The sequence below is a fragment of the Anaerobiospirillum sp. NML120511 genome, from assembly GCF_023050955.1.
Classification (GTDB): Bacteria; Pseudomonadota; Gammaproteobacteria; order Enterobacterales; family Succinivibrionaceae; genus Anaerobiospirillum.
The window spans coordinates 1-15,423 of sequence record NZ_JALKIK010000067.1 but is presented as its reverse complement, the minus strand read 5'-3'; the positions used below and the strand labels follow the sequence as shown (position 1 = coordinate 15,423).

Annotated in this window: 5 protein-coding genes; 2 read left to right on the top strand and 3 right to left on the bottom strand. The window is 48.6% G+C overall.

The features are described 5' to 3' along the window. Positions 1-561: 561 nt before the first annotated feature. Both MXE39_RS12185 and MXE39_RS12180 read right to left on the bottom strand, forming a co-directional pair. Positions 562-1,425, bottom strand: a complete 864-nt coding sequence (locus tag MXE39_RS12185) for a BON domain-containing protein (RefSeq protein WP_246978984.1) — start codon at positions 1,423-1,425, stop codon at positions 562-564. A 5,584-nt stretch (positions 1,426-7,009) separates the two neighbouring features. Continuing rightward, a complete protein-coding gene (locus MXE39_RS12180) occupies positions 7,010-7,315 on the bottom strand; it encodes a hypothetical protein (RefSeq protein WP_246978985.1) in 306 nt (101 codons plus the stop codon). Between the two features lie 900 nt (positions 7,316-8,215). Between MXE39_RS12180 and MXE39_RS12175 the strand changes: the two genes are divergently transcribed. Together MXE39_RS12175 and MXE39_RS12170 are read left to right on the top strand one after the other, a co-directional pair. Then, complete coding sequence (locus MXE39_RS12175; RefSeq protein WP_246978986.1) at positions 8,216-9,130, top strand: transporter substrate-binding domain-containing protein; 915 nt, start codon at positions 8,216-8,218, stop codon at positions 9,128-9,130. 3,722 nt (positions 9,131-12,852) lie between these two features. After that, positions 12,853-13,770, top strand: a complete 918-nt coding sequence (locus MXE39_RS12170) for a transporter substrate-binding domain-containing protein (protein WP_246978987.1) — start codon at positions 12,853-12,855, stop codon at positions 13,768-13,770. A gap of 957 nt (positions 13,771-14,727) precedes the next feature. Here MXE39_RS12170 and MXE39_RS12165 read toward each other — a convergent pair. Beyond that, positions 14,728-15,279: a helix-turn-helix domain-containing protein gene (locus MXE39_RS12165; protein ID WP_246978988.1), complete on the bottom strand. Its 552-nt coding sequence runs from the start codon at positions 15,277-15,279 to the stop codon at positions 14,728-14,730. Positions 15,280-15,423: the final 144 nt, after the last annotated feature.

The window sequence follows — 15,423 nt, the reverse complement described above, 5'->3', positions numbered from 1 at the left end:
AAGTCCACGACTTTGACCGTCCTCCCATTTAGCTATCAAGTCGATTATTAAAGACTTTTTCATATAGTTTGCCACTGATCTGACTTTAGGTATGAGTTTATGACAAAGTATAAATATCATAAAGTGCTTTTTGTGTGAGTCAGATCACCATATCTGCATGGTATGAAATGGAAAAAACCCCGTAAATAAAGTAAATATTGCAGAATTGTAGTTATATTATGACAAACTATAAATATAATGACAAACTATAAATAATTTTTGTGACAATCTTTAAATATCATGTACAGGCTAAGGGCCTTTTGTTTTGTATTTTGCAAAGTAATTTGTCTGCGTGGCACTAAGTCAAGGCAAGGCCTCCTTGCGATTTCCAAAATATAAAAGGCAGTACCTCCGCTTTCTGGAAGTACTGCCTTTTTCCTTTTAGCAATCATTCACAGCAGATTATTACTGCTTTACATAAGATTATGGTGACCAAATCTCAATCATACAGATTCATGGACAAATACTGCAGTTTGATAACTGCTGCGCAGTAGTCGGGCTCATGATGATAAGGTTCCCGTCTTAGTTGTACTCACTTGCCGGTAACAGCAGGGAGGATGGGCCGTCGTCTGCAACCGGAGTCAAGACTGGATCTTCCTCGATAATGTAGGCACCGCCATTCTGCTTGTTCTCAACTGGTGGTACATAGGAAGAGTTGCGCTGTGGACGTTGGTAAGAGGCGCTGTTGCCCTTCTGTGGGGTTACATTGATTGGGCCCTCGTGCTCACCGGAGTTGCCCTGGTAAATATTGTCGTCAATATAGTCAAAGATGTGATAGACCTTGCGTACGCCATCGATGCCCAGAACGGTATTGATAGCGCGCTTGCTCTCATCCTTGTTAACAATGCCCATAAGGAATACGTTACCGTTCTCGGTTACTACCTTGAAGCGGTTGGAATTGATGTCCTTACCAAGAAGCAGCTTGGCCTTGACCTTGGAGGTAATGTAGGAGTCGCTGGAAACTACACGGGCTGATACCGGCTTTTGCAGGGTAGCGTAGTTGTAAACCTTGCGTACATGCTCAAGTCCCTCAATCTTCTTTACTACCCATTTAATGTAGTCACGGTTGATAGTCTGGCCTGTGATCAGAACGTTGCCGTTAAATGCAGTTACAGAGATTCTCAGATCCTCAGGCTTGGAGAGCAGAGAATTAGACTTGATTAAGCGATATGACTGCTGCTCGATACCCTCATCATAGGCCATATTGTAAAGAGAGCGGTTGTCCTGATGGACTGCAGCTGCACCACCGGCTCCGGCTGCACCTGCAATAGCGAGCGCACATCCGTTAAGAACAAAAGGCATTACCAGACAGCAGGCGCCAACTGCGGCCCACTTCTTCAGGCCTTTTACGGCTGCTGCCTGCTTTTCTGTTGCGGTGTTATGCATCTGAGATCTCCTCATTATCAAATCTGGCGCATATCAAAAATTTTACAGGTCCATTATCCCTGACCGTATGACGGTAGTGCAGTCAACACTCGAGCCGACACTGACTGACGCAGTCTGACGCTGCTACAGTCAGCAATCGAGCCGACACTGTCTGACGCTGTTGCAGTCAGCACTTGAGCTGATACTGTCTGACTGTTTTCAGGATTTACAGAGAGGTACCTGATACTGCCTGGTTACGGATATACCCGTGCCATAGCTGAGCTCAAACCGTAGTGATGGTCTGCAGCCTCAGGCAGAATAATACTCCAATAATGGCGCTGAATGACATTTTTCCTGACGGCTCGCCGCCATATCCACTGTCATGGTGCTGCTGCATACGCACTTTACGTGCGCCCGCACAGTCAGCATCAGACATATACCGTGCTCACTTACCGCCTTGCCTATGCAATGGCATTAGCCATGGCAAAAACACGATCATGGCGTGGTAAAGAATGGCAGAGCCTGCTCAGAAATGCCGGAAAGCCTGTTAGCTGCATCGGTCTGCACACCGGATTTGCGCAGCCATCTGGCTTTCCAGCTGCCGACAGAGTTGTGGTGCCTGCCACCTTAAGTTCGGCTACATGCAGGCTCTGTCGACACTTATCAAACAGACGCTTAATAACCATACCCTGATGCAGCTTACTGAGCACCAGATAATCAGGCCATGTCTCAGGCATTCAGCACATTCCTGAGAGCAAACTGCAGCAATAGCAGGTACAGTCATGTCGTAAGTTAACACTGTGAGCTTAGGAAAAGGACAGGTATAACAAGATTGGGCTGTACTGACACAAAATGCACCACCATATTGCCTCCAACGGGCACTTCCTGCCTTTAGCATTCCACGCGCCGTCTCCTCCCCGAGCCGTATCCCCACCACCCCTCACCTGCCTGCGATTTCATCTTGCACAACACCAAAGTATTGCTGACTTAGCCAGACCAGACTTGCTGCGATTTTGGGGCAAAAAACGACGTTACCAGTAACATAAAATTTGCCCCAGAATTACTGTTTCTATCAAAAGCCACTCAGTTTTTCTAATAGCTGCTCCCCATCAGCCCTCCTCCAGGCTTCATCCCTCATCAGGATTATTTATGAGCTCCTGCCATGCGCGGCAGAATAGGGAGATTACTGTACAGATAATGCGTCTCCCCTGGATAGCTACGGAGAGTGCCTACAGATCTCACAGCATGTACAGCTGTGCAGGTCCCGGCCGCAATAACAGCACGAAAGTCATTGAGCAGTCCCTGCTACTCCTCGTAGCTCTATGAAGCTGCTACAGGCTCTAATGGCTTCCAAAGAAGCAATTTATTCCTGTAGAGCCGCAGCATCCCCAAGCGCCCGCACAGAGCCGTATTTGATACCTTAGCGTAGTGATATGGTTCGCCAACAGTGAAAGGATGGGGATGGGGGATGGGGGATGGGACGTGATGCGATGCTATGCGATGCTACGGAGCATCATACTGCCTGATGGATGATTCATGGCGCCTGTAAATAATGTACCAAAGTGCCTTTACCTACGAGACATCCCTTGTACAGGTGTCAGACACTACCAGGCCAGGGACGCAGGGATCAACAGCGGTAACCATGATGGGCAAGTGCGCCTGGCAGCAAATCAGCCTCCCCCATGACCGTACTTACAGGACTGTTGATCATACTGTCGAGCTGCTCATTACGGTTAATGCAGGCGGATCTCATGGAATTGCGCAGGATGGTGGGGATCGGATAAAGCAGGGGCGGCGGGGGACTGTAGGAAATGCCGCAGGATTGTTCGGCAGGAAAGCGAAAATGGCAGATGCGTGCTTCCAGCACATATACTTCAGCTTACAGTATATGTAAATGTTACAACTGTGTTACTTAAAGGCGGCGAAAGCTCTGAATAAATACCTCAGGCAGACTGCAAGCTCTGACAATACATCAAGATCTGTAACAGAAAATGGACGGAGTAAATCAGTCAGATTGAGATTTGGAACTGAATAAAGGATACAAAATACAGGGCAGGGGAAGAAATGGGAAAAGACTGCAGTTTCAGAGTGAAAAAGTGGCCAGTTTACGGGCCCGAATATAAAAAACCCCCGAGTTCATCAGAACTCAGGGGGTAACAATCAAACAAACATAAGGAGTAGCTTCATTATACAAAATAGCCGCTCCTTTGCAAGCATTTTTTTAGAAATTTTGAAAAATTTTGAAAAAAGATTCTATCTGTGCTGAATGCAGGACAAAAGTTCCGAGATTTTGATAAATAAGCCAATGATGACGTTTATCAGTTCTTAAATACAAATAGACTCAGTGCAATATTTGCACTGTTTTAGCTCAATACTTTGGGATCGTGATCACTAGTTTTGCTGTATCTAGTGAAGTAATTTTTCAGAATTTTTACACAAGGTGCCCAAAAGTGAAAATTTCCTAATTTTCTGATCACCATAATCTGGATAATCCTTAACAGATGAAATGTTCATGACCCTGTCCATTTGCCAGCTCAAAATCTCCGATTTTTTTAGAAAAAATAGCTTATCCCCGGTAACATAAATAATGTGATACAGATCACATAACCACCCATAGATCTTTATTAACAACCTCTGCCAGCCATGGGTGGCGCCATGTAAAAGCAATGTAAAAAGTCAGAAATTACCCATAAACTTTCACGAGCTTTGTCGGTATATTCTGCTACTTTTCCAGGACTTTTGGATGAAAAAAAATGGCACATGGCATTCATTTCATGAAAACCCCAAAACCCCGTCAGCACGGGCTTCACTATGAATTATTGACAGGATGTTTTAATTTTAGTTCACACATAAAGGTACTTTTTGTATTTCAGCATGCTCAGCCCCCCTTAAGGCCAGTGTCCTGATCCTATGTATTTTTTTGCCCCTGCTCTCTGAAACATAAAAGTGCATAAGCCCTGTACTTCCCTGACCAAAATATATTTTTGCACCGCATCAGTTACCTGTAATGTCACCTCCACAGACTTCCCTGAAAGCCACGCTCACGTACCGCTCTCTTACCAGGCACATGCGGACAAGGGATCAGGCTGTACCTGCAGGCCCGGTTATGTAAGTGCCTGTCCCCAACCCAGCCCTCCTTGATGACTTCCTGCCCCCAGTCATGCCATTCTCTATTCAAATCCTGTAAGCAGCTGACCTTAAGCTCTACATTAATGAGAATGCAGCGCACGCTCCTGAATCATTTACCTGTTTTCGCCAAAGCACAGACCGTTGCTATTCGGAGTGGCGCCCCCAGCTCGCCTGTCCATGGTCTTTAAGCAAGACGCTTTCTTTAAGGTACTACCTTTACCTGGATTCTCATTGCACAGACTTAAGTCCACCGTAAGCTCTTAAACCATGACTACCATACTGTACTGCTCCCTACCACCTGCCTCCTGTCCTGACACTGAACCTCTGTATACAGGAGGGCCAAGCAGAAAGGTTAGTCAGAAGCACCGTCTGTCTGTCTGCTGCCACTGGACCATCAGAACCATTTCATGAAGCTCAGGAGATTACTCAGGCAGTAACTACCAACATGGCGGCTACCCGATATAACTTCAGCCGCCACCTCCTGTACTTCTCAGCAACGCCTGTACACATTGAAGTAATACGCCCACGTGACATCTACGCACACGTGACATCTCTGCCGCCGCTACTTCCTGCCTTCCACATCAACGACTGTCTACATCCACTTAAGGAAGCTTGCTTATGCCAGTGGCTCCCTCCAGATACGTGAGGACCCTGCCTGGCTCGCAATGGCGGCTACCCGATATATCTTCAGCCGTCACCTCCTGTACTTCTCAGCAACGCCTGTACACATTGAAGTAATACGCCCACGTGACATCTACGCACACGTGACATCTCTGCCGCCGCCACTTCCTGCCTTACACATCAACGACTGTCTACATCCACGTAAGGAAGCCTGATTATGCCAGTGGCTCCCTCCAGTTACGTGAGGACCATGCCTGGCTTGCATTTGCTTGTGCTGGACTCACCCTCCAAGACCACAGTCATATGCAGACAAACGTGGAGAATGAGTAGTCACCATAAGCATTGGTGTCTATTCACTATCTTTAATCAAGGCAACTGTATGCTCATCATGTACCCGATACTGATAATCACAGCTGAGCAAGTAAACACGTACATCTTCCGCTCATTACAGGCCCGAATAAAAACGAAAGACGTCAGTATGCTTAACCATGGCAACATTCCCGCTATCTACAGGCAATTTACAGTTCCGCTCTGTCTACTGTCACTTGCTTCTTTGTTTTACAAAGGATTATTCAGGACAACATAATGATGCTTTGCTGTGCCTGACAAAAGGCCTCTATCTCATGTTTAACTACGGGCTCTTGATGACAGTGACCCAACCATGGCCAAGGCGCCCGTCCCTGTATCAGCCGTGACGAAGGACTAAAGTCATTAGACAGGTAGCAGCTGCTTACTGGTACTTTCTCCTGGCAAAAGCTGGGACATTATCTGTACCTTGCTCTTTGCCGCCTTAATTATCTGTACCCTGGTCTGTGCCGTCTCAATTATCTGTACCATAGGCTGTCACTACACTGTCTGGCGTCAGGCCCTTGATGATGTCTAACCATGGATTATGTCTTTACCTCATACCTGTACGACTGAGTCACTTCCATTGTGCTCCGATAGAGGCGTAAAACCCCCGCCTCATCGAATTCATCACCAGGTTGCAGCAACCATTCTTCTCCACCGGCAAGCCAGTACAAGCTTATACATGCCCTGATCCAGGATGACAGTCATGTGCTCTGTATCAGGATGAAGGTGTCAGATCCAGGATAATAAAGGGGCAAATAATTGCCTGGTCCAAAGGTACTGATATCCACTAAGGTCGGCACTAATCCGGAAGTGCCAGCCTGACACCCTGACCATTACAGCTGACTTCCATTCAGCCCATGCCTGAGCACAGTGCCAGACAGGCATCCTAACCACTGCAGCTGACATACTTTCAGTACCGCCTGAGCACTGGGCCATGCCCCGCTTCATAATCATTACAGCCGACCTCCCTTCAGTCCATGCCTGAGCCAGCGTAATGCCCTGCTTCTTTTAATCCATGCTGTTGCTGACCATACAGCCTGGGACAGACCCGGCCGCTGGCTAAATGGGGCTGACCAGCTGTCGAGGCCCGAGCTCTTATCCATTATCAATCTCGGCAAGAGCCGTCTCCTTATTCTCAACTCGTGCTTAAACCATAGGCGAGAGTCCGGCTCTGACGACAGAAATTGCAGGCAGCAGATGTCTGCTGCCTGTCTTTATGTCTGCATGTACTCAATTCTGTCTTTCCTTATGGTGTTTGTTGAGCACGCCAGTATGCCCTGCATTTCTGCTCGCTGCATGGGGCAGGACGTAAGCACTGTCCGTTTAAGTGAAGCGGCTATGAAAGGGTCGCAGCATGATCATTCTTGGGGCTTTATTTATGATGCCCGAGTGCACCAGCACAGCTGCCTAAACTGTAAGAAATGGGGGCTAATCTGGTGTTTGCTGAGAGTTTGCCAAGTCTGGTTCTTCTGACATTTATTGTTTGCTGTGTGAAGGTACTGGTTCAATTTGTAGGTGCAAAGGCATGAGGTTTATTGCTCCAGCTGCAGTTGATATTAGCCATGTCCTTGACCTGTGCAATTGCTTGTAAACCTGCCTGGTGAATGTTCCAAATTAGAGCGTTTTTGCACCAGTTCTTTGCAGCCTGCCTGAGTTTCCGCATAAACAACGGCAATACAGCCACTGTATGCTCTGCACCATGTCTATGTCCCAAATGCTCCTTTTGAGTGATTTGTGATCTTTGCCACAAAAAATTTTTGCCTGTTTTTAACTCACAAATAGCTATATTTTGTATGTAAATCACTTTCATGCGTAATTTATTTAAAAATGTTCAACATCACATTACCATCGAAACAATTTGATATTTCATAGATACCGACTATTGTATTTCAGCCATATTTTGATGATGTAAATGCAAAGTAAACAAGAGCTTATCGGGATCTTAATAATCAGGAACGATTTTTTGCGTGCTCTGTGTACAGTGAAAAATCCCCAGTCAGTTGCAAGTTTTTATCATTTTTAGCGCATGAATGATCTCTGGCAAGAAGAAAATCTTTGCAGCTGCGATGTCATAAAAACCATTTTTTCACTTAATATTTTCCCTGTCCCAGAACAGCGATTTATCAATGCTCCAGGCGACACTTACATACAAGTCCCGTGCAGAACCAGCCACGGGAATGCGGTTACGCTACTGTCTTCAGTAACCGCTGTGAGCATCAGTGCATCACACAGTTCCTCTGATGACTCACTTCAGAAAAACCCTTGTCTGACTCTTTTTCCATCGGACCCCCTGTCCGATTTGAGCCTGACCATATATGTGTCACCCCCATCCCCAGGGCACCCTCCCGGCACATGAGACCAGGCCTGCCTACCGGCAGACAAGGCACCTGCAACCAGCAGGGCCGCTGTGAATTAATCAGACCAGTAATCAACTCAGCCTCCTGATTTTGGGTTAATACACACAACATAAGGCTGAACATTCTTAACAGACGTTTACCAGGTTTTCTGCCTGATACCTTCTAATCAGCAGTCTGTTTATAAGAGGTCAGAACTCCATGGCGCCACACACCGCCAGGATATACCTCAGGATCTGCAAGACCTGCTCTTAAATACAGAGCCATGGTCTGTACAGGGCGGAGATCAGCCGCACCTGCAAAAGGTATCACAGCTGTAACGCCAACCGGATTTCACAGCATCCAAGGACATCATAATGCGCGCCACTTCCTGCAGCACCGCCATCACTGTATCTTCTTCATCCTCCCGCACCGCCCGTAAAGGCCTGTCGGCCGCCCTGGGCCGCACCTTAACAGCAATTGCTGTTGGTGCCGCTGCCTTATTTGCCTCCCCTGCTTCCATGGCAGACATGAGCAATGAAACTCTCGTGGTGTCCTTTGCTGTAGCCCCTCCTTTTGTAACTCTGCGCAACAGCATGAACCAGCCAGAAGGCGTTGACGTAGCCCTGGTCAAGGAGCTGCAGCGCCGTGCCGGTTTCAAGACCGAAAGTGGTCAGTATGACATCACCTCCTTTAACACCATGATGGAGCTCGGCATGTCAGGTCAGGCTGATATTGTTGCCGGCGCTATCACTGCCAACAAGGAGCGCGCCAAGTACTACTCTGTAAGCGAGCCTTATGTTTACAACAGCGCCGTAATCGTAACCCGCAAGGGCGAAAAGGTACGCAGCCTTGATGATCTCAATGGCCGTATCATGGCTGTTCAGAGCGGCTCCAATATGACAGGCCTCATTGGCAACCGTAATATCCGCCTGTTTGAAACCCCATCCAACTTCATGATCTTCTACGCCGTATCCCGTGGCCTTGCTGATGCCCTGGTTATCGACGAGATTATCGCCCGCGAATACATTGCTATCTGGCCTGATGCCAATCTGCAGGTAGCAGCTACACTGCCAGGCTCAGAGGGCGGTATCGCTCTGTTCTTCAAGAAGGACAGCCCAAATTCTGAAAGACTGCAGCGTATCTACAACCAGATGATGGCCGACGGCACTGTAGATCGTATTGTGCGCAAGGAACTCAAGAACTTCTTTGACAGCCAGAGCGCTTACGCTCACGAAAGACAGAACAGCAAAGCCCGCAGCATCTCCATGCATGCCGCTCCAGCCAACTAAAAGCTGACAGCAGCAGTAACAGGCAGCAAGGCCGACAGACAGTGACTGTCAGGCCCGGCTGCATGGCATGCATGGCATCATGATGACCATATACCTTTTCTAAAAACTCAGTCCAGGCTTATGCCTGGATTTTCAGGCGGTGTTCTTCCGGATACCGCTTTTCTTTTTGTCCCCGCCGCACCAGTACAGTCCTGCCTGTAAAGACTGTCCAGCCCTCCCAGCTGCGCTATCTCGATCAGCTGCACTTTCTGACCTGCTCCGATCTGTTCCGCTCTGCTCTGATCTGCTCTAACCAGCTTACCATCACGCTCATCACCGGACAGATCTGCCATTGAACCCTGCCCTGTCCTTACTGTCCAGCTCACCCACGCACCGCTCTCTGTCTAAGTGTCATTACCCCCAGTCAAGGCTAGTTACTTGCAGCTTACATCAAAGAACAACAAGTGTGCTGTCTTTAAGTGTTCTCATTTCTGGCAGCCTGCTTTGCAGGCAGGCACACGAATGCTCTCCTCCTTTATTGCCAGCCCCTTGCCTTACAAAACACTCAATGGTCCAAAATGCTCAGCCATAGCAAGCAATGATGCTATGTCCTGCCTGTGCAAATATGCATGAGCCTACCTTGCAGCCCTGTGCCCCTGTTAGCTGACTGCCCATACGCTGCAGACCTTGCTCTGGCTCGAAGACCGGTCTGACCTTGCCTGACTGCACTTCTGAGCACTGACTGACCGTTCCCCGCAGTCCCATGCACTTGCTAACCGGATGACCTGCCCCACAGACCATCATGGCTAACCGGCTGACCTTTCCCCGCAGGCTCGTGCACTGGCTCAATGGTTGGGCAGACATTGCATGCATGCCTGTCTTCCAGGCTGGCCTTACCTGCATTTTGAACCTGTGGACAAATCAGTCCCAAAATCCAGCAGTCATGGGGCTAATTGAGGTCCACCTGCGCAGCTGTATGCCTTACTCATGGCAAAACGGAGCAGCCCCGACAGTCAAATCCAGGGACACTCTCACATTACAGGCCGGCTCTCATAGTCAGCCCCTCAGAGTAACTGGCGGAACAGAAGATCATTATTCTTTGTCTTGTAAGGTTGCTGTGGCAGTGCGGCTGTAATATCAGCATGAGCCCCCGGCTGTGTATCCCTTCTCAGATAATATCCTGACTGCTGCTAACAGGTCATGGCTTTTCCTCAGGCAGCTGCCCGGCAAAATAAGCTCATATGCAGCTGCAGCAAATGCTACTGTTACAATTTTATAAAGAATTTGTGATTGCCAGAAGAGATATGACAGTCCTTTCAGCATTATCTGTGCTCAAATTTTGAGTGGGAAAATTATTGAGTGATTGGATGTACGCACGTGCACCAGACTGGCAACCGGCCATAGAATCACATTAGATAATATTTTGTAAAGTGTGTCTGTGCATATTGCACAAGTTCTACAAAGTGCTGAACTTACACACAGTGTCACGCCATGGTAAAAGAAATTGTACAGACACCAGAATAATATAATAACCATAACACTTTACAGACTTCTTTGGCATAACAGTAGACAATGCACAATCACTGATGTAATGCCTCCTTCTGCTCAATTATGGTAACTAAAACAATTTATAAGATATTTCCTGATTACCACATATCACAGGCTCACTTGCCTTTATGAGGAGGAGGAGGAGGAGCTGTTTGCGAAAGTAAAGCGCCATGCCGAAGTAAGCTCAAGGCCTCAGGCTATGTCTGACATAGGGCATAATGAGGCAAGATGAGATTATTTGAGTTGAGGTTAGCCGGGGTGTGTGAAGATGAACATTGATTAGATGAAATATGGAGAGTACGAAAGATAAGAGAATGGGGAGCACAGTGCAGTAGAGATAAGGAAAGAACAGGAACGAAAGGAACGGAAGGGCAGGAAGAAAAACGAAGAGGAGACCGGACAGGCCTGGGGTAGAGCAATTAACTGAAGGCACCGGGCCTGCAGATGCAGATTCTGCGGCAGCGGCAGGCACAGGGCATCATATAAATGCCGATTGCCGTGCTGAGGATAGAGTCAGGATTGTAGCGGCCATGCCGCAACAGTTCAGGCGCCTCAAGGCTATGCAGCCATCCGGCTCCTGAAATGAGCGGCAATTTTATGGGATAAGAGTAATTGTTACGGGTAAATCCCGGGGTAAGGGAACTGTCCTGCATCCATAATTGCCTGCTAAATCAATGTCGTCACTGACAAGAGGCCTGGATAAGGACTTTTTGACCATGAGCTGCAGTGGCTGTTCAGACAGCAAAGTGAACATGACATCAGGCTCAGCAAGGGGATCCAAAAGTCTGCCGGTTTTTATACAGAGAATCATGCACTTTTACCGGTCATAGATATTTTTTCATACCACGATTATGCCCTGTTTTGATGCGCCACAAAGACGATTGATCATAAAATGACTTGTAATAGGGACTTTGCACTGTTACATACAGAAGCGTTTGTTAAATCTATGTTAAGAAACGGCCTGCACATGCCTTTTCATCAGGTTTTATCGACATAAATTTATATGTAAACTCCTGGATAATGCTTAATATCACCTCTCAGGCCGTGCGTTTCACTGAGATTATAGTCACATTTTAAACATTTATATGATCTTATTTTGTATGTATATTTGATTCATGCGTAATTTGTGGAAAAATATTATGGCATGGTAAGCCTGCCCTGACTGACGCTGATTTCATCCTGCCTAGATATAACATTTTTATTATGGCCATGACAATGTAAATACACTGTAAATAAGATTGGATAAGGGCTTTTTGCCCATGACTGACCGGACTGTGTAAACGTATTCTCAAACTGACAGGGGCTACCGAACGTCCTGGTTGTGGTCCGGAGCAGCCACTTTTTGGAGAGGGTACGGGAAAAAATCCTGGCTGTGATGTTACTGGAACCATTATTTTTCAGTAATATTCACTGCATAGCACGGCTGCTGACTCAGGCAGCCGCAACGGTATCAGCTTTGTCAGCGAACATGATGCAAATGAAAGACACTTGCAGATAAGTCAATAACAAGCTGTTACCAGGAACATAATAAGGACTGTCCGGACCGCATCTGTTCTTAATCATTGCAGTATCGACCTTATAACCAGTGCCTGAAGAGCACTGAGCCCCGCCCCGGTAAAGAGGGCAGAACAAGCGGACATCATAAGGTGTGTTCTTACATAATCAGCTTCCGTACCGTCCTGAAACACAGTAAGCCATTAAACAGACATAGCGCTCAGGCTGCACACGCCAGCTGGCGCCCCGGCACAGGCCATCATGCTAAGGCCATAAGGAACAGGCCGTCTGCTCCATGATATCAGGCTCAGCCCATAGACTCATGACATCAGACACAGGCCATCATGCCCAGTCCATCAGGCTCATGACATCAGCCCCTCTGACCTGGTAACTGCCGAAGAATTATTTATCAATCAGACAAACATACAAACGAACAACACTTTCGCAGACGTATGGTCTTTTCACACAGACATAATGAGGGCATACGACCTCACCCAGTCAGGATTATGCGTCTGAGCAGCGTTTAGTGAATTAATCAGACAGCCCCCATGCCCATGCGTAAGCCAACCAGCTGTGGAGCGGACCGGGAACCCATCGGGCAACCGCGCCTGCGCTTGAAGCCGCATTAAAGTCATCAGCTGATGCACAGCTCAGGGAGCCAAACGACATCAACCGGATTTCGTATATCCAAGGACACGATCATGCGCAACTTTTTTTCTTGCCTTTCTAACTCTGTCTCTGGCCAGGACCAGGAGCGCAACCATGCCCGCTCAGCCAGCATGAGCTCTCGCCTGATGCGCCCGGTATGTGCCTTTGCTCTTGGTGCAACAGCCATGTTTGCTGCTCCGTCAGCTCTGTCCGGTGAACTGAGCAATCAAACCCTGTCAGTGTCCTTTGCTGTGGCCCCACCATTTGTCACCTTAAAGAAGAATGTCAAAACTCCTGAAGGTGTGGACGTATCCCTGGTCAAGGAGCTGCAGCGTCGTACCGGCTTCAGACTTGATGCTGACGGCTTCGACCTGACCAGCTTCACCTCCATGATGGAACTGGGCCGTTCCGGTCATTCTGATATCGTTGCCGGTGCTATCAGCGCTACCCCTGAGCGCGCCAAGTACTATCTCATCAGCAAGCCATATGTCTACAACAGCGCTGTTATCGTAAGCCGTCAAGGTGATAATATTGAGGATCTGGACGCCATGTCCGGCCGCACCCTGGCTGTTCAGACCGGATCCAACATGGGAGCCATGATTGGCAACCGCGCCATCAATACCTATGAGGCTCCAACCAATTTCATGGTTTTCTACGCCGTATCCCGTGGCCTTGCTGACGCCCTGATAGTAGATGAAATCATCGCCCGCGAATACCTGGCTATATGGCCGGAGGCCAATCTCCAGGTTTCAGGTCACATCGATGGCAGCGAAAGCGGTATTGCCCTGTTCTTCAAGAAAGACAGCCCACGCTCTGAGGTGCTTTACAAAACTTTCAATGAAATGATTGATGACGGCACTGTTGCCCGCATTGTCCGTGATGAACTGCACAACTACTTTGAGGCCGAGGAAGGTCACGAGGCTGAGCAGCACGCTCACGGTGCCGGCCCTAAGCTGTCCATGTCTAACTGATAAAGAATACCTTTTCTAAAAACTCTGTCCGGAGGCATCCGGATGTTTCAGGCGGCATTCTCCCGGATGCCGCTTTTCTTTTTCCTTTCCCCCGCACCTGACCGACCAGCCCCACCCGCCCCACGACCACCAGTGCAAGCCTTACCCCGGCAATTCACGCTCGCCCTACGTCTACCAGAGCCCGCCTTACCCCAGTAACTCACGCCAGCTGCGCATAATGCCAGCTATCCCCGATCCAGTCGCACAATCAGCTCAAACTCCACTGCAGCGCCCGCTCAGCTGCAGCCAGCATAATCACAGCCCGACCAGCCGGCCATGGCAAATACGCTGCCCCGTCCCTGTGCAGCCTCCCGGCAAATCCCATGCTCCTGCGCTGCATGCGGGCAAATCTCAGACACCCCATAGATCAGCTGCATCCCATTGAGCAGCATGGACAGCTCCTTACAGAAAGCAGCTACCGCTCAGCGCGCATTATGACCAGCTCCCTATAGACAGCTGCTCCCGCTCAGCGCGCAGCATGGACAGCTCCTTACAGACAGCCGCACCCGCTCAGCGCGCATTATGACCAGCTCCCTACAGACAGCTGCTCCCGCTCAGCGCGCATTATGACCAGCTCCCTACAGACAGTCGCCCCCGCTCAACGCGCTGCATGGACAGCTCCTTACAGACAGCCGCTCCTGCTCAGAGCTCATTGTGGCCGTATTTTTACAGACAGCTGCCCCATGCCCTGGAAAGCTGAATTTCAGGCATGACAAAGCGCACCTGGCTGCTCTGTTCATGCAAGTGTCTGTGTTCGGGCTGGGCGGTAATTATGAGGGTGGGGAGGTAAGAGTACATCCTGCGCTTGAGGATATTGTGAGTACACAATGTTATGACTGTAAGCTCACGAGGTTATGAGCTCAGGGCGTCATGAGCGCAGGATGTAATGAATGCAGGTGGTAATGAGCGTGGGACAGCTTATCTGAATGGGAAAAAGAAAAAGCTGCGGCGCATCTCGCGTATCATGCGCTTGCGGGCATTTATTGGGGCGTTGCGGGCACGGCGCTTGTCCTCTCTGTCCTTTAAGGTCAGATAGCGCTGGGCACGCCATGCATTGAGGTCAGCCTCGCGTGACTCAATAGCCTGCATGGCTTCGATCCAGCTGCACCATAACATGAGCTTTTTCTCGTCGCACTGGTGCTTTTTGCACATTTCCTTGACCAGAGGCTTGATGAACTTGAAGGACTTCAGATAGCTGTACAGGCCCATAGCCTGTGAAGAGTTGAGAGGCTCAGGCAGCTCAGGCTCCACCAGATTGCCCTCACTGTCGACACTTATGCCTTGAGGGGCCCAGGTGCTGTCAGCAATATTTTTGGAATTTGCAAGTTCAATCAGGCGATCATCGCTGGCCCACTTACGCACTGTAGAATCAGAAACTCCATAGTATGCCGCCGCCTCAGGAGCTGATAATTCACCACTGTGCATACGGCGCACTGCCTCTGCCTTGAGAGTTATGTCTTTAACTGCCATCTCGTTCTCCTTAATTAAGGAACTGTAGGTAATTAAAATGATTTGTATTTCTTAAGTATAATGACCTGAACGGAGGAACCTTATGGCAAACCAGATTCAGGTCACTTTAAACAAAGATTCTATTAATCAGCTGCTTGAGGCTGG